This window comes from Populibacterium corticicola (assembly GCF_042683685.1).
In the GTDB taxonomy this organism is placed as follows: Bacteria; Actinomycetota; Actinomycetes; order Actinomycetales; family Cellulomonadaceae; genus Timonella; species Timonella corticicola.
In genome coordinates this window covers 488994-504292 of record NZ_JBHUOP010000002.1, presented here as the reverse complement: position 1 = coordinate 504292, position 15299 = coordinate 488994, and the positions used below count along the sequence as shown (strand labels likewise).

Below are 15299 nucleotides of genomic sequence, written 5' to 3'. Positions count from 1 at the left end.
ACCAGTTGAACGACCTCGCGCAAACCTTGATGGAGGGGCCGCAGGCTCTCATCGCCTACAAAGTCAGGCATTTTATAGACGGTGGCGTGGAAATCACCAACGTTTTTATGTACACGCTGTTCATCACCGCAGGCATTTTGGATGCTCTACCACCCGTAGATCAAGCACATCGGCTCGAACTCCTGCACCACTCGGCCCAGGGCATCTTTATCCCACAGGCCCGCGCCGCCCGCCTTGTACTCGCCCACCTCAACAATGACCGCGGTGCGGTGAACGCGGTATATGCCGAAGCCGAAACCGATTATGAAAAAGATGAAGTCTTCATGGCTTTGTCCCCCCTGCCGCGTGCGATCATGCGCGGTATGCCAGACGGGATGTTGGAGTTCACCGTAGGCGGTCAGTCATGACCGCCGTCACCTACATCAGGTGCGATACCTGCTACACCAACAGCCCGCATTTTCCCCAGTCAAACGGCACGGGGATACGTCGCTGGATGAAGACGGACGAACCCGGCTGGGTGCGTGCCGAGGGTGGCAAGGACATATGCCCGTCCTGCAACGAGCGCCTGAAAGCAGAGCGTGCCGCTGCTCGAAAGGCGGCGAAGAAATGACCGCGCTCGATGATGTGCGCGAGTGCCCTGGGTGCGAAGACCCAGAGAACGCACAACACGTCATGTTGTGCCCCTTCTCTAAGCTGCCGTTTGCTGTGGGGGATGTTGTGGTCTCGTGCATCACCGGATTCGTCTATTGCGTGCTGAAAGTCCACGGCCCTGGCTGGATAACCGTCGCGCCTGAATGGGACCCAGACGACTCGCTCTGCGTGTCCACGGAAGACCTCGAAAAGGTACCCACCTAAGACCCTGTTCCCGCGTCGTGCCGCCTTCCACCGGCGCGGGAACAGTCCTCGTTGGCTGCAATGCCTCACACACGAAATCGCTCGCGTGTGTGGGGTTTTGGATTCAACGATCTGGGAGAGATAACCCAGCGTTCCCGGCGTTCCTGCCCCCTAGCCGTAACTCAGTGGGGTCCGGCATAAGCATTGTCCCGTGAACGGCACGGGCACCGGTTACATAGCGTCGCGAAGCGTGCAATCGGGCATACCCAATATCAAGACACCCACGAACACATGGGGGTCTATTTGTGTATGGCCAGAGGGGATATGGCGCTATGGGTCTCGGGAAAAGGGCATGTGGGCTTCGCTCCGAGAGATTTAGGGCTTTGCCCTTCCGCTTGGTGAGACTGCCCGCGTAGCGGTCTGCATAGGTATGCACGACTAAGCCACGACCTGACGTAAGGAGATGAACAGATGGGAAGTAAGACCAGCCGCCACGGTACCTGCCCTACTTGTGGGCAACCTACAAAGCCAGATGGTCACCCTGCATTCGATCCTCGCGCCCTGACGGTGGCTATCGAGCAGGGTAGGCCGATCTGCCAGCACGGGGAAGACCTGTCCCGTACTACCTCGCAGGGGCTACCGGCCTGTGCCCTGTGCCGTCACTCGCTGGCCACGCCACCACCGCCCGCCTCGCGTCCTGTGGTGGGTGCTCAGGACACGCTCGACTATCACACCCTTCGACTCGTAGAGGACTAACCGCCATGCTGACTGCTACTGATCAACTCGCTATTGCCAAGACCCATCTACGTGATGCTGTCCAGCGCCTCACGGACGCGCACTGCCACCTGTTCAATGCCACGTTCGATGGTGGTTCTCAAGCGCTGGCTGATGCTGCTGTGGACCTGGCTGATCTGTCCGAGCAGGCTCAAGCGCTCTCGGCACGGCTCAAGCAGGTGCGCGAATGACCCGGTGGTCTGGCCGCGCCGCTCAAGTGCTACTGCGCAGGGTGCTGGCCACCTATGGCAGTCAGTGCCACTTGTGCCAGCATCCTATCGACGTGCGCCTGCTCGGTCAGCGCCACCCAGATGGACCATCAGTGGATCACCTGATCCCGCGTTCCAAGGGCGGCACCAACGACATGGGCAACCTCAGGCCAGCGCATCAGCGCTGCAACTCCCGGCGTGGCAACCGCCCGTTGACACCGGCCCTGTTGGCCCGGTTCCGGTCCCGCCCGGCCAGAGCGTCCGGGTTGCGGGCCGGGTTTTTCTGACCGCCACCCCCCAGGACACCCCCCGCGTGTCCTGTTCCCCCTGAAATGCTCTGAAAAAAAGTTTAGAAATCGAAATAGACAAGAATATGAGGTGAAGCATGGATAACCCGGCACTTTTCGAAATGCCCGATGACAAGATGTTGGGGGGTTCTATTGCCGAGGCCGCATACAAGACAATTCAAGCCCTTCACGCGCATGGCGCGCTTGATGGGACGCACGCGCTGAAAGTTGAATTAATTATGCAGGGTGCGCGTGCCTTGGATTATGAGTTTCGTAAAGATAAACTCTCCATTGCGGCAATGCAGTTGTATACGAAGGTTCTCGATACTGCTGACGGGTTGCCCACGGTCCAGGCCGCAGTCGATGACTCGTTTAACCGTCTGGTCAGTTCGCTGGAAGATGCCGACCGGTGAGTGGGATCATCCTGCCCGAGGATCTGCCCCACCCGCCAAAGTACGCGACGCGCCGTAATCCCGACCTGGTCACGCGTGGTCACAAAGTCGCGGCAATCGCTACCTCGATGGGCAAGCCGATGTTTTCCTACCAACGGTATATCTCGGACGTGGCCAACGAACTCAACCCGCCCGGCTCGCACTTGAAATACCGGTATCAAGAAATCATTATCTCGATGCCGCGCCAGACGGGTAAGACCGTGCTCCAGCGTCCCACCTTGGTTGAGCGCACGTTAGCGACTCCTGACATTAGCGCGTTCATGTGTGCGCAGCTCGGTAAGTACTCCACAGCCCGCTGGAATGACCTGGTGAGCGATCTGGAAGCCTCGCCCGCGCTGTTCCAGTTCGCCAACATCAAACGCTCGAAAGGCGATGAATCTCTGGCCTGGCCGAACAGGTCTAAGATTTGCCCATTTGCACCAGGCCGCGACGCGATCCACGGTGAAACACCCGAGATCGTCCACACCGATGAATGTTGGAAGTTCACGCCAGAAGCCGGGGTGGAACTGGGGAACGCAGTGCGTCCAGCCCAGCAAACCAGGGGTGCGCGCCAGTGGTGGAAGTTCTCGGCTGCTGGTGACGTGGACTCAACCTGGTGGGAAGAACAGCGCGAGAAGGGCCGGGCCGCGACGCTTGACCCTAATTCAAGAATCGCGTACTTCGAATGGTCGATGAATGAAGACGATGACCCCTACGATCCAGCCTCGTGGGGGTTCCACCCCGGCCTGGAAGGTTTGATTACGCTCGATGATCTTGCCGAGGAAGCAAAACCCGAAAACAATTCCCATGCGGATTTTCTACGCGGCTTTATGAATATCCCCACGAAATACAGTGAGAAAACCGTCATCAATTTAGAGAAGTGGGAAAAGGGCACAGTCGAATTCACCGAGGACATTAATATTCGTGAATGGACGTTGGCCTATGACGTGGCCATTGACGAATCCTACGCGAGTGTCTATCTCGCGAAACGGTCTGGTGCGCGGATCGACCTGGTATTGCTCGAACAGCGGGAAGGATCGAGTTGGCTCGCGCCGTGGCTGCTCGAACTGCTCAAGAAAACTCGCCCCAAAGCCATGTATGCCGATGACGGGGGACCGGCCCGCCTGGTGACCGCCCGCCTGGCCACCAAAGGCCACCGCGTGACCGTGCTCGACGGACGCACGTCCGCACTGTCGTGGGCATCGTTCAAGGAACACGTCGAGCTGGACGCACTCGCGCATTGTGACTCGACGCAGATCGTTGAGGAAATCAAATACGCCGTCGAAACCTATGCGGGGGACGTGGCCACCCTCTCGCGTCGCCGCTCGCGCTCGGCGATCCCCTCGCTGATAGCCGCACACGTCGCGGTCTATGGCGCGGGCAAAAATATCGGTTTGCAGATGTGGTGACACGCCGACCCTTGACAAAGGGATATGCATAAGCACAAAGTTGTGCACATGCACAACTGGGTTGAACGTACTGCCGCGTGGCTGGGTTTCACGCGCTCCGAGAGTGAAAAAGACCCGCAGGCGGGGATCAAGCCGCCACCACGCACCCCAGCCGGTTCCAGCCCACTCGGACTCGGCGCGGTGTTCCGTGCGGTGCAGGTCTTGACCACTGCTGGTGGCCAGTTGTCTCTGGATTCGTACCAGCGCACGACCGGGCAAGTGGTCCCGGTCCAGCCGTCCATCGTGCGTAAGCCGGACACCAGCATCTCGCGTAGTGAGTGGATTCAAACCGCGATCATGAACCTGGCCCTTAACGGCAACCTGTTCGTGCGCAAGAACACCGGCCCAGATGGTTCGATCTTGACCGCCGAGGTACTGCCCGCCCATGAGGTCCAGGTCTACAAGGATGACCGAGGCCGCACCCGGTATGGGTACAAGGGCGACGAATACACCCCAACCCAGATCGTGCACGCAAAGTTCGTGCCCGTGCCGGGCCGCAAGCGGGGCCTGGGACCTATCGAAGCGGGCACACCCGAACTGCGCGGCGCAATGGACCTGCGGGACTACACCTCAAACATTTTCCGCGACGATGACGTGCCCTCTGGTGTGCTCTCAACGGACCAGGAACTCAACAACGAGGACGCTCTGGCCTACAAAAACCACTGGGTGGAAACCGCTGACGCGAAAGTCCGCGTGCTCGGCCACGGGTTGAACTACACGCCGATCATCATGACCCCGAAGGTCGCCCAGTACGTCGAGACCCGCCAACTCACGGTACTCGATGTGGCCCGCCTGCTCGGTGTGCCCGCCTCGCTGATGCTTGCAGCGGTCGAAGGTTCTGGCATGACGTATCAGAACGTCGAGCAGGAATGGATCGGGTTCACCAGGTTCACGCTCATGGCCTACCTCAAACCGATTGAGGACCTGCTGACGGACCTGGTGCCTGGCACCCAGGAAGTGCGCTTCAACGTCGAAGCCCTCCTGCGCTCTGACACCAAGACCCGCTACGAGACGTACAAACTCGCGCTGGATGGCGGGTGGATGCACCCAGACGAGCCACGCGACATTGAGCACATGCCACCGCGCACCGACCTACCTGCCCCGAAGGAAACCCATGTCAACGAAACTGCTTGAACGCGCCCACCTCCTGATACGTGAGTTCAACGAGGAAACCCGTGAATTCACCGGAATTGCGGTGCCCTACGACACGCCCACCCGCGTGCGCGACTGGTGGTATGGCACCGAGTACGACGAATCCGTCGAGCGCGGCGCGGTGGTCGATTCCGATGACGCCAAGATTTTCTGGCAACACCGCGAAGCAATCGGGAAAGTCATCTCCGCCCGAGACACCGACGAGGGCTGGGAGATTACCGGCTACCTGTCGCGCACGGCTCGTGGCGATGAAGCCTACATCCTCCTGCGTGACGGCGTAATCGACCGGCTGTCCATCGGGTTTGAGCCTATCGAGCACCGTGAGGTCAAGGCCACCAAAGACCAGGTGGCTCAGATCATTCGCACAAAGATTCGTGTGCGGGAAGTGTCCCTCGTGAACTTCCCCGCATACGAGGGCGCTGCTGTTTCCGAGGTGCGCCACCAGACCACACCACCACCCACCATCGAAATGGAGAACACACGCATGGACCCCGAAACCCTCGCCCCGCTGCATGAAGCAATCGAAGACCTCAAGCGTGGTCAAACCTTGCTGACCCAGCAAATCGACACCGCCAGCGCGACCGATGTTGCGCCACTATCCCAGTTCCGCAGCGCTGGTGAGTTCCTCAAGGCTGCTATCGCACCAGACGGTGACGAAGCCCGCGCCGAGTACACCGAGATGCTGGAACGCGCCTACACGGGGGCGACCACCACTGACACCATCATGAAGGACACCTGGGTAGGCGACCTCACCCGTCTGATCGAAACCCCAAATCCGCTCTCGGACGTGTTCTCCACCGGACAGTTGCCTGCCACTGGTCTAACCCTGGAATACGGTCAACTCAAGTCCGACACCACCACGGTCACCGAGCAGGAAAACGAAGGTGACGATCTGGCCTACGGCAAGGTTGACCTGGAAACCAAGTCCGCAGAAGTCAAGACCTACGGTGGATACACCTCACTGACCCGCCAACTCATCGAGCGGTCCAGTGTGAACTACATCGACACCGCACTACGCGCCCTCGCTCTAGCCGCAGCGCGTCGCCGGATCATCGGCCAGCGTGCCGCGTTCGCCGCAGCGGTGACCCGCGAGACTGCCGCAGGTAACACCGTGTCGGCTGGCGCAGGCACCACGTACACCGCGTGGGTTGAGGCGATCATCGACGCAGCGGAAAAGTTCATCGACCTGGGATTGCCGCTGGATAAGTTGGTGACCTCCAAGGGCATCTTTAAGACCCTGGCCACGCTCACCGATTCGGCGGGCCGTCCGTTGATGACTGTCGTGGATGACGGCACGAACTCTATCGGACGGATCAGCCCCAAGGCGTTGACCGGCAACCTGGCTGGCGTGGAAGTGCGCCTGAACCTCAAGCAGGCCGCAGAAGGTGCCGCGTTCACCAACCCGCTCGCGATCCGCTCGTACACCTCACCGGTGGCGCGCCTGCAAGATGAGAACATCATCAACCTGTCCAAGGACTTTAGCCTGTATTTCTACGAGGCAATCGCCCACGAAATCCCCAAGGCTATCGTCCCGGTGGTCATCACCCCAGGCTCAGGTGACTGATGCCGATCCCATCTGTCCCTCAGTTTCGCGCCTACATCGGGGACCAGGTCACCGATAGCGCAGTGCTCCAAGGGCACCTGGACGCAGCGCGGGACCTGGTGGACAAGTTCGTAGGACAAAACCAGGTGCCTGATCCGGTCATGGATCAGGCCTACCTGGAAACGGCCTCGAAACTCTCGGCCCGCCGTATCGCGACACCCGCCGCCTATGGCGGGATCACCGAGAACGGGGCGGGTATCCCTGCCCCACTCGATCCGATGATCACCACCTATCCGCTGCTACGGCGATGGGTACCGGCGTTCTGATGAAACTAACCTCCACACGCCGTACCACCGCCCAGGTGATCGAGGACGAAACCACGATCCACACCCACGCGATGCTCCCACCCGCACTACGCCCACCGTGCGCGATCCTCGTACCCGGTGACCCCTACGTCAGCGACGGCATGGTGTTCACCAAAGCCTTGATCACCTACGAACTGCGCCTCGTGGCACCAGCCACGCAGCAACCAGAAACCGCCCTCGATCAGCTCGAACAGATGGCGGAAACCGTGTTCGAGAACCTGGGCGATGACTACCGCCTCGCACTCGGTGGCATCTCTGAACCCTATTCCCTGGTCATCGGGGGAGCCACCAGTTTTCCAGCCGTCTCCATCGGTGTGACGGTCGAAATCGACAGATAGAAAGGGCCGTACATCATGGCTGAATCAACCCGCATCAAGGGTAAATACCTCCTGATGAAACTGGGCACACCGGGCACGGACTACAAGTGCGACGTGACCAGTTGGACGCTTGCACCAGGTGACCCAGACACCGACACCGTCACCTATTGCAACCCAGACGGTGAAACCCCGTGGACGCTGTCTATGACCGCGATCCAGTCCACTGACACCGAATCGTTTTGGACCTACGCGTGGGAACAGTCCGGCGAAACTGTGCCGTTCACTGCCGCGCCGTGGGGTAACGCTGAACCTACCGATGACCAGCCGCACTTTATCGGCATGGTCAAGATCGGTCGCAAGCCCTCTATCGGTGGTGAAGCAGGCTCGCAGACCACTCACACGTTCGAGTTGGAGTGGGAAGTCGAAGGCGAACCGACCAAGGTCGGCGCTACCACCGAACCGTAATGTCTGACGCGTTCACTCTCGCAGCCGGTGACGGGGTACAAGTCCGCGTCACCGGCCTGCGCGACACCCTACGCGCCATGTCGCGTGCCGGGGCTGCTGCCGAGGACATGAAGGAAGTCATGCACTCGCTCGGCATGATCGTGGTCCACGCGGCACGCCCACCCACACGCTCCGGCGCTCTGGCGGGCACGATCCGTGCATCGAAGACCAAAACCAAAGCCGTGGTACGGGCCGGATACGCGTCCGTCCCCTACGCAGGCGTGATCCATTACGGGTGGCCTGCCCGCAACATCCCTGCAAACCCGTTCCTCGACCAAGCCCGCGCAGAGCAGATGCCCCGCATCCTGCGCGAGTTCGAAGCGGCCCTGATCGACATTCTTGACAAGGAAAAACTCACATGACCACACAGCCTCAGAAGATCAAGTTCTCACAACTGACCCTAGGAGAGTTGTCCGTCCTGGAAAAGCAGGGCGGCTTTGACCTGGGCAACATCGGGGATTCGTTCACCTCCGCGCAAATGGCCGCACTGGCCTACATCTTGACCAAGCGGTTCGTGAACTCCCGGTTCACCTGGAACGAAGCGCTGGGCTTGACGCTGGAAGACGCGCAAACCCTCATGGAAACCCACCTCGACAACGACGAGGAAGAGGCCGAGGAATCCGATGAGGAAGACCCAAAAGCACTGGATCAGATTCCCACATATCCACAGCCGCCGTTGCCCGCTGGATCAGAGTCAACCGATCCGGTGGACCTATCTCCTGGCGCGACTTCAATCGACTAACGATTGCCGACTACCAGGTTTTTGACGAACTCCTAGACACCCTCGAACAGGACTAACCATGGCGAACAAACACGCGATCACTATCGCGGTGCTGGCAGACACCAAGAACTTCGCCAAGTCCATGAAAAACCTGTCCACCGAAACCGGCCTGTCCAAGGTCGGCAACGGCGTGAAAAAGGTCGGTGGCTTTCTCAAGAAAGCCACCGGCGCTGCTGCCGGTCTTGCCGTGGCTATCGCTGCCGTGGCGATCAAGGGTGGCTTTGACCGTGCTATGAAGATCGAGGACGCACGTGCGTCCCTCGAAGGTCTGGGCCACTCCACGAAATCCATCGACAAGATCATGGGCTCAGCCCTGGAATCGGTGAAGGGCACCGCGTTCGGTCTGGGTGACGCGGCCACTATCGCGTCAACGGCGGTGGCGGCGGGGATCAAGCCGGGGGAGAAACTGACCCGCACCCTGAAACTGACCGCGAACACCGCAGCCCTGGCAAAGGTTGGCCTGAATGAGATGGGGTCGATCCTCAACAAGGTCTGGACCGCTGGGAAGGTCTCGACCACTGAACTGAACCAGATAGCGGATCGTGGTATCCCGATCTGGACGAAACTAGCCGAGCACTACAAGGTCAACGGCACCGAGCTACGCAAGATGGTCTCAGGCGGCAAGGTCAGTGCCGAGGACTTCGCCAGCGTTCTCGAAGGCACCGTGGGCAACGCCGCCGAAGCGATGGGTAACACCACTCGTGGAGCATGGAACAACATGCTGGCCGCACTCTCACGCGGTGGTGAAGCGTTCCTCAAGGGCGTATTCCCCTACTTCAAAAAGGGCTTCACCGGGATCACCGGTCTCCTAGACAAGATTGCACCACTGGCCGAAAAACTCGGTCAAACCTTTGGCCGCTGGGTCGAAGGGACCGTGATCCCCGCCCTGCAAAACCTGGGCACGTGGATCACCACAACAGTGGTGCCCGCCCTCAAAGAACTCGGCGCATGGATCACCTCGAACCGGGCCACCCTCGAAGAGTTGGGCGCGAAACTCACCGAGATAGGCCAAACGGTCCTGGCCGCGTTCATTGCCACCCTGCAAGCCGCCTACGCGGCCCTACAGACCACAGCGCAGTGGATCAAAAACAACCATGACTGGCTGCTGCCCCTGGTCACCGTGATTGCGTCCGCTGTGGCCGGGTACAACGCCTACATCAAAGTCATGGCGATCTGGAAAGCCGCTGTCGTCGCAGCCAAAGCCGCCCAAGTGGCCCTCAACGCCGCGATGGCCCTCAACCCTATCGGCCTCGTGATTGCAGCGGTGGCCGCACTGACCGCTGGCCTGGTGTGGTTTTTCACCAAGACCGAGACCGGCAAACGCACCTGGGACCGTATCTGGTCTGGCATCAAGTCCACGTTCCAGGGCGCTATGCGCGCTATCCAGCCCGTCCTCAAAGAGTTGAAAGCCTACTGGGACGTGATGTGGCCACGCATGAAAGCGGCCTGGGACGCGGTAGGCCCTCCACTGATCAACTACATCAAACGCCTGTTCTCGATTATGGGATCGAGCGTGGGGACCGTGTTCAAAAACATGGGCGTGGTCATTAAGACCATCTGGAACCAGATCAAGAACGTCATCAAGACCGCGCTGGGTGTGATCCAGGGGATTATCAAAACCGTCACCTCGATCATGAAGGGCGACTGGTCTGGCGCGTGGTCTGGAATCAAACAGATCGTCAAGTCCATGACAGACGGTATCCGTAACACGTTCAAAAACCTCGCCAGCGGTATGGGCGAGATCGGTAAGAACATCATTCGCGGCCTGGTGGGTGGACTCAAGTCCCTCGCGTCTGCGCCTGGTGAAGCGCTATCCGCTATCGGCTCTGGTATCAAGAACAAGTTCAAGTCGATCCTGGGCATCAACTCCCCATCCAAGGTGTTCGAAGGCTACGGCGCAAACATCGTTCAAGGTCTCGTATCGGGTCTGGACAAGAACCGCGAACGCGCTGGCGCGGCGATCACCAAGATAGCCAACAAGATCAAAGACGCTAAGCACCTCCAAGGCAAGAACGCTCTGGTGGAGTACGTGCGCGCCCAGGGTCGCGACCTCGATGCACTGTGGAAAACCCATGACGCGACGGTCAAGAAACTGACCAAAGCCAAGGATCAACTCAAGGCCCTACTCGATGCCCGCCGCTCCATGCGCGATCAAATCGCCTCAAGTTTGAGCGGTGCGGTCAACCTGGGATCGGTGGTGGCCAAAGACGAAGACGGCAACATAGCCAAGGGCAAGACCACCAAGAAGGATGTGGCCTCCTACGTCTCCGGTCTGGCGAAGAAAGCCAAGACCTTTGCCGCCCGCATGAAAGACCTCGTGGCCAAGGGCTGGCCTTCATCCCTGGTGCAGCACGTGGCCGGGCTGGGCTGGGATGACGGCGTAGAAGTCGCCAACGCTCTGCTGGCCAAGGGCAAGGGATCAACCGCAGCGAACGCGGCGATCAAGGCCGACTGGGCATCTATCGAGAAGTCCTCACTCTCGGTGGGTAAGACAGTCTCTCGTGACATGTTCAACGTGGGAATCGACGCGGCCCAAGGCCTAGTGGATGGACTCACCGCCTCTGCAAAGAAAACCGAGAACGCCGCGAAGAAACTCGCTAAAACCCTCGCGAAATGGGTCAAGAAGGAACTGGGCATCGCGTCCCCATCCAAACTATTTCGCACGTTTGGCCAGTTCACCACCGAGGGCCTGGCGCTCGGCTTGACCGACGAAGCCTCACGGGTGGCTAAGTCGATGAAAAAGGTCACCGGCCTGGTCACAGACGGCTACAACCCGTCGCTATCTCCAACCCTGCCCAACGGGGCACAACCTCAAGCCGCCGGATCGGTGACCTATCAGATCACCGTGAACGCCCTGACAGCGACCGAGGAAGTAGGCCGCAAGGTGGTCGAGTCCATCAAGAAGTTCGAGCGTGCTGGGGGCCGGGTATGAAGCTCGAAATCCTTGCACCCACCTCTGACGCGTTCGTCCTGGGCCGCACCCGCCTAGCGCACGTGCTGACCGCCCTGGACGGCGCGCAGGCGTGGACGGACTACACGTGTGACGGCACGGCGATCACGATCACACGCGGCGGGGACCGTGACCCGGCCTCGACCCGCCTGGGTCCAGGCGTGCTCACCCTCACCACGCGTGCACCCGAGCCTGTGACCGACCCCGCGTTGATGCCGGGGCGCATGGTCCGCGTCACCCAGCCCGCGATAGTTGACTGGACCGAACACCCGTTTTACGGTGACCCCAGCCAGCCCTGGTGGGATGTAGCACCAGGCCATTTCTTCCATCCAACCGCCTCCACCACACCAGACGGGCTCGTCACTGACTGGTACACCGACTCTACTGGGAACGCTGTACCTGTCCTGCTGCACTATGGCACCCAGTCATGGCCACCCACCGGCCAAATTCTCGAGGTACGCCTACGCGCCACGGGTGACCCGATCCAGGTTCACACCGTGGATGGATTTGTCACCCTGACCGGTGAATGGACCTGGTACCAGGTGCCCCGCGATACTTGGTTCGCGCTGGTCTTCACCACCGCCCGTAACCGCGCAGGCACCGTGTCAGTGTGGGGGTTGCGCTGGGTGCCCGCAGGCACGCCCACGCGTGAAACGATCTTCACCGGCGTACTGAAACTACCGCAGATCACCCCATCGGTGGAAGACGGCAAATACACCACCACCGTGACCGCGCATGACCGTATGAGCGCCCTGGCCGCCCAAATGCGCTACGGCGTGGTCTCCGGTAACGCGTCTGGTACGCAGTCGCTCAAGGCCCGCCTGGTCACGCTGCTCGAATCCATCGGCCTCGATCCAGCCGCGTGCGGGGTGACGCTGGCTGATCCTGTGCCGGACCTGCTGGGCAAGGTCATCCCCGCCAGCCCGACTGGTGTGAGCGGATATCGGGTAGACCGCGTGCTGGAATCGGGTCAGGTGCGGATCACTGCGCACTCGCTGAACACCCCACCCGCCACCTTGCCTGCCCAGGCGTTCGGGGTCCGCCACACCTTGACCGGCCTCGTACCGGATCAGCCCTACCAGGTCGCTATCACCATGCGCCTACAATCCGGCCTTGTCACCGAGTACTCGCTACGCCGAGACACCACAGAAATCGCCTCCATCGTGCTCGCACCTGCGCTCGATGGCGGCGGGTTCCAAACCCTGACCGCGACGTTCACAGCCACCGCGACCAGCCACACGCTCACACTCGCCAACCGCGCCAGTTACACGTTCCCCACCGCGCCCACCCAGCCTGTCGCAGACCTGTATGTGGCCCGCCTGCTCGTGGCTGGCGGTGAGGGCGGCGACATCCTCACCGATGTGGTCTACGAGTCGAACCTAGCCAACCATTTCGCCCTAGCGTGCGATAGCGGGCAGATGCTCTGGCACGCGACGAAAGACTACGCTCTACGCTTCCAAGAATCCCCACGGGTGATGCCCTATGAGTTCTCAGACGTACACACCACCGACCGATACCACGTGTGCTACAGCGATCTGGATATGGCGTTCGATGACACGGCCCTGGTCAACGCGCTCACCATCTCCCAGCATGGCCGCAAGTACGACGCAGACCAAGGCGGCTGGTACGCCGATGACTACACACGCTCGTTTACCGAGCAGACCTCACAGGCCACCTACGGCGACTACGCCACCAGCGTGGACACCTGCCTATACACCGGGCCGGGCTATGAAGGCCAGTTGCGTTCCCTCGCCTCCACGATCCTCACGGCCCAGGCGTACCCGCGCATGACACCACGCTCCCTCACGTTCGACGCCACCGAGTTCTTTGAGGCATCAGGCCGACTCGACCTCAACGACCAGGTGAACATCACCCGCGCCGGGGTGACCTACCCGTGCATCATCACCGGCATGCAACGCCGGTCCACCCCGCGCCGTGGCCGCACGCCACGCGATCTGCTGACCCTGACCCTATGGAGCATCCATGGCTAAAACCATCACGTTCGTGGACGGTCAAATCCTGACCGCCGCCGACCTCAACACCACCACCCCAGAAGTGCCAAACACAGGTGACCCGGTCGATACCGGCTGGGTGACTAACGGCCTCGACATCGTCGCCGCCGAGGGCTGGGAAATCGTAGCCTACGCGCTACGCCGTACGAGTATGTCTGTAACTGGTCAAGTCATCCTCAACCGCACGGGTGCGACCATCACCCCCAACGCGGCTGGAAACTTCACCGATTCACTCATGTTCACTCTGCCACTGGGCTGGCGCAACGCCAACATACTCACCCCACCGATTATGGCGTTTCAAAGCGGGGTGAAGAGCGCGTTCGGTCGAATGAACCCCAACAGCGGCAATGCAGTTCTGACGCACGGAATCCCCGGCGTCACGGTCGATAACGCGGCTGCTTGGTACGTCCCGCTCAACCATTTGGCCGGATAACGAAAGGAAAGAACCTCATGTCTTACTACCTCGCCCCATCCCTTGAGCGCCTACGCACCCAGATCAACCAGGAATGGCCGCAGCGCGACACAACCTCAGACGGGTGGATAGGCGACACCCGCCACCAAGCCGTCAAATCGGATCACAACCCGGACTACAGCGCCGGGGGAGTAGTCCGCGCCATCGACGTAGACAAAGACGGCATCGAGGTTGACCGGCTCCTGGCCGCTGTCATGTCTGATGACCGCACCGCCTACCTCATCTTCGAGCGGCGTATCTGGACACCAGGCGGCGGGTGGCGCACCTACACCGGCCTGAACGCCCACCTGTCCCACATTCACATCTCGATCAAGCACACCCCGAGCGCCGCAGCGTCCGAGCGCGACTGGGCGCTCACCACCACGCCAGCACCATCTCAAGTAAAGGAACCAGAGCACGTGAAACGCATCAACCGGCTAGACAAGACCCCCACCCAGAAACTCCCGCAGCGCGAGTGGAAATACCTACGCCTGAACGACAAGGGCGATGTGTCCGTACTGCGCGATCCGGGCCTGTTCGACAGCGACCTACAGATCACCGCCGTGGATCTTCCACAAGAGTTCACGTTGCAGGCCCGCGCCGTCCTGGTGGAGAAGGTCAAAGACGGGTCATGGGCCATCGTGACCCGCTACCCGATCACCGAACACCGGGGCACCTCCGGCCAAACGTTCATCTCACAGTCGCAGAAGGGCACCCTGGCCCAGGGGCGCCGCCTGCGCTGGCAAGTGTGGACCGACGCGCCTGCGGCGTCCATTACCAACGTGTCTGTGCGTACAGACCTGTTCAACTAAGGAGAAGCATGAAGAAACTATTCACGCGTGAAACCCGCAAGTACGTGTACAGCGTCGCCCTGGCGTTCGCGGCCCTGGCGGTGTATCTGGGATGGATGGACCCAGCCGCCCTGCCAGTCGTGCTCCCGCTCGTGCTGGCGCTGCTCAACCTTACACCCAAAGAAGTTGAGGCCACCTCGTGACCACACCACCGGTGGGAGAGGGTTATCTCAGCCTGGGCAAGCGCCTTGAACGCATCGAGACAAAGCTCGATGACGTGGTGGAGAAGATGCCCACTGTCAACGACCTTGACCGCCGTGTGGCTGAACTCGAATCGTGGCAGACCTGGGCCATGCGTATTGTGATCGGTGCGGTGATCACGGCCCTTGTCGGCGTGGTGATCGTCGTCCAGTAGCCCTCGCACACGATAGCCCCACACCCTCGATGGTG

Annotated in this window: 21 protein-coding genes; all 21 read left to right on the top strand. The window is 60.6% G+C overall.

The genetic code is table 11. The features are described 5' to 3' along the window. Positions 1–5 precede the first annotated feature (5 nt). The 21 genes from ACFSYH_RS05975 to ACFSYH_RS05875 all read left to right on the top strand — a co-directional run bounded on the left by ACFSYH_RS05975 (position 6) and on the right by ACFSYH_RS05875 (position 15264). The gene (locus tag ACFSYH_RS05975; RefSeq protein WP_377465783.1) at positions 6–407 is read left to right on the top strand and encodes a hypothetical protein; all 402 of its coding nucleotides are present in this window, start codon (positions 6–8) and stop codon (positions 405–407) included. Beyond that, entirely contained in the window at positions 404–610 is a 207-nt protein-coding gene (locus tag ACFSYH_RS05970) for a hypothetical protein (protein ID WP_377465781.1), read from the top strand. The genes ACFSYH_RS05975 and ACFSYH_RS05970 overlap by 4 nt, the downstream gene beginning before the upstream one ends. Then, the gene (locus ACFSYH_RS05965; RefSeq protein WP_377465780.1) at positions 607–855 is read left to right on the top strand and encodes a hypothetical protein; all 249 of its coding nucleotides are present in this window, start codon (positions 607–609) and stop codon (positions 853–855) included. Before ACFSYH_RS05970 ends, ACFSYH_RS05965 begins: the two co-directional genes overlap by 4 nt. A gap of 450 nt (positions 856–1305) precedes the next feature. Continuing rightward, entirely contained in the window at positions 1306–1590 is a 285-nt protein-coding gene (locus tag ACFSYH_RS05960; protein WP_377465779.1) for a hypothetical protein, read from the top strand. Positions 1591–1595: 5 nt separating this feature from the next. Further along, complete coding sequence (locus ACFSYH_RS05955; RefSeq protein ID WP_377465778.1) at positions 1596–1799, top strand: hypothetical protein; 204 nt, start codon at positions 1596–1598, stop codon at positions 1797–1799. Beyond that, positions 1796–2104: an HNH endonuclease gene (locus tag ACFSYH_RS05950; RefSeq protein ID WP_377465777.1), complete on the top strand. Its 309-nt coding sequence runs from the start codon at positions 1796–1798 to the stop codon at positions 2102–2104. Before ACFSYH_RS05955 ends, ACFSYH_RS05950 begins: the two co-directional genes overlap by 4 nt. A gap of 98 nt (positions 2105–2202) precedes the next feature. After that, complete coding sequence (locus ACFSYH_RS05945) at positions 2203–2517, top strand: hypothetical protein (protein WP_377465775.1); 315 nt, start codon at positions 2203–2205, stop codon at positions 2515–2517. Beyond that, a complete protein-coding gene (locus ACFSYH_RS05940; protein ID WP_377465773.1) occupies positions 2514–3944 on the top strand; it encodes a hypothetical protein in 1431 nt (476 codons plus the stop codon). The genes ACFSYH_RS05945 and ACFSYH_RS05940 overlap by 4 nt, the downstream gene beginning before the upstream one ends. A 48-nt stretch (positions 3945–3992) precedes the next feature. After that, complete coding sequence (locus tag ACFSYH_RS05935) at positions 3993–5117, top strand: phage portal protein (protein ID WP_377465770.1); 1125 nt, start codon at positions 3993–3995, stop codon at positions 5115–5117. Further along, entirely contained in the window at positions 5098–6699 is a 1602-nt protein-coding gene (locus tag ACFSYH_RS05930) for a phage major capsid protein (RefSeq protein WP_377465768.1), read from the top strand. The genes ACFSYH_RS05935 and ACFSYH_RS05930 overlap by 20 nt, the downstream gene beginning before the upstream one ends. After that, entirely contained in the window at positions 6699–7004 is a 306-nt protein-coding gene (locus tag ACFSYH_RS05925; RefSeq protein WP_377465766.1) for a hypothetical protein, read from the top strand. Before ACFSYH_RS05930 ends, ACFSYH_RS05925 begins: the two co-directional genes overlap by 1 nt. After that, on the top strand, positions 7004–7381 hold the full coding sequence (locus tag ACFSYH_RS05920) for a hypothetical protein (protein ID WP_377465765.1): 378 nt from the start codon (positions 7004–7006) through the stop codon (positions 7379–7381). Before ACFSYH_RS05925 ends, ACFSYH_RS05920 begins: the two co-directional genes overlap by 1 nt. A gap of 15 nt (positions 7382–7396) precedes the next feature. Further along, a complete protein-coding gene (locus ACFSYH_RS05915; RefSeq protein ID WP_377465764.1) occupies positions 7397–7825 on the top strand; it encodes a hypothetical protein in 429 nt (142 codons plus the stop codon). After that, positions 7825–8226 carry a hypothetical protein gene (locus ACFSYH_RS05910; protein ID WP_377465762.1) on the top strand — a complete coding sequence of 134 codons (402 nt, stop codon included), beginning with the start codon at positions 7825–7827 and terminating at the stop codon, positions 8224–8226. Before ACFSYH_RS05915 ends, ACFSYH_RS05910 begins: the two co-directional genes overlap by 1 nt. After that, positions 8223–8606 carry a hypothetical protein gene (locus tag ACFSYH_RS05905; protein WP_377465761.1) on the top strand — a complete coding sequence of 128 codons (384 nt, stop codon included), beginning with the start codon at positions 8223–8225 and terminating at the stop codon, positions 8604–8606. The genes ACFSYH_RS05910 and ACFSYH_RS05905 overlap by 4 nt, the downstream gene beginning before the upstream one ends. Positions 8607–8664: 58 nt before the next feature. Next, on the top strand, positions 8665–11577 hold the full coding sequence (locus ACFSYH_RS05900; protein WP_377465760.1) for a phage tail protein: 2913 nt from the start codon (positions 8665–8667) through the stop codon (positions 11575–11577). Next, positions 11574–13586 carry a hypothetical protein gene (locus ACFSYH_RS05895; protein WP_377465759.1) on the top strand — a complete coding sequence of 671 codons (2013 nt, stop codon included), beginning with the start codon at positions 11574–11576 and terminating at the stop codon, positions 13584–13586. The genes ACFSYH_RS05900 and ACFSYH_RS05895 overlap by 4 nt, the downstream gene beginning before the upstream one ends. Further along, positions 13579–14040: a hypothetical protein gene (locus ACFSYH_RS05890; RefSeq protein ID WP_377465756.1), complete on the top strand. Its 462-nt coding sequence runs from the start codon at positions 13579–13581 to the stop codon at positions 14038–14040. The genes ACFSYH_RS05895 and ACFSYH_RS05890 overlap by 8 nt, the downstream gene beginning before the upstream one ends. Positions 14041–14057: 17 nt before the next feature. After that, positions 14058–14870 carry a hypothetical protein gene (locus ACFSYH_RS05885; protein ID WP_377465754.1) on the top strand — a complete coding sequence of 271 codons (813 nt, stop codon included), beginning with the start codon at positions 14058–14060 and terminating at the stop codon, positions 14868–14870. 8 nt (positions 14871–14878) lie between these two features. After that, the gene (locus ACFSYH_RS05880; protein WP_377465753.1) at positions 14879–15052 is read left to right on the top strand and encodes a hypothetical protein; all 174 of its coding nucleotides are present in this window, start codon (positions 14879–14881) and stop codon (positions 15050–15052) included. Beyond that, positions 15049–15264, top strand: coding sequence for a hypothetical protein (locus ACFSYH_RS05875; RefSeq protein ID WP_377465752.1), 216 nt, complete (start codon positions 15049–15051; stop codon positions 15262–15264). The genes ACFSYH_RS05880 and ACFSYH_RS05875 overlap by 4 nt, the downstream gene beginning before the upstream one ends. Positions 15265–15299 lie beyond the last annotated feature (35 nt).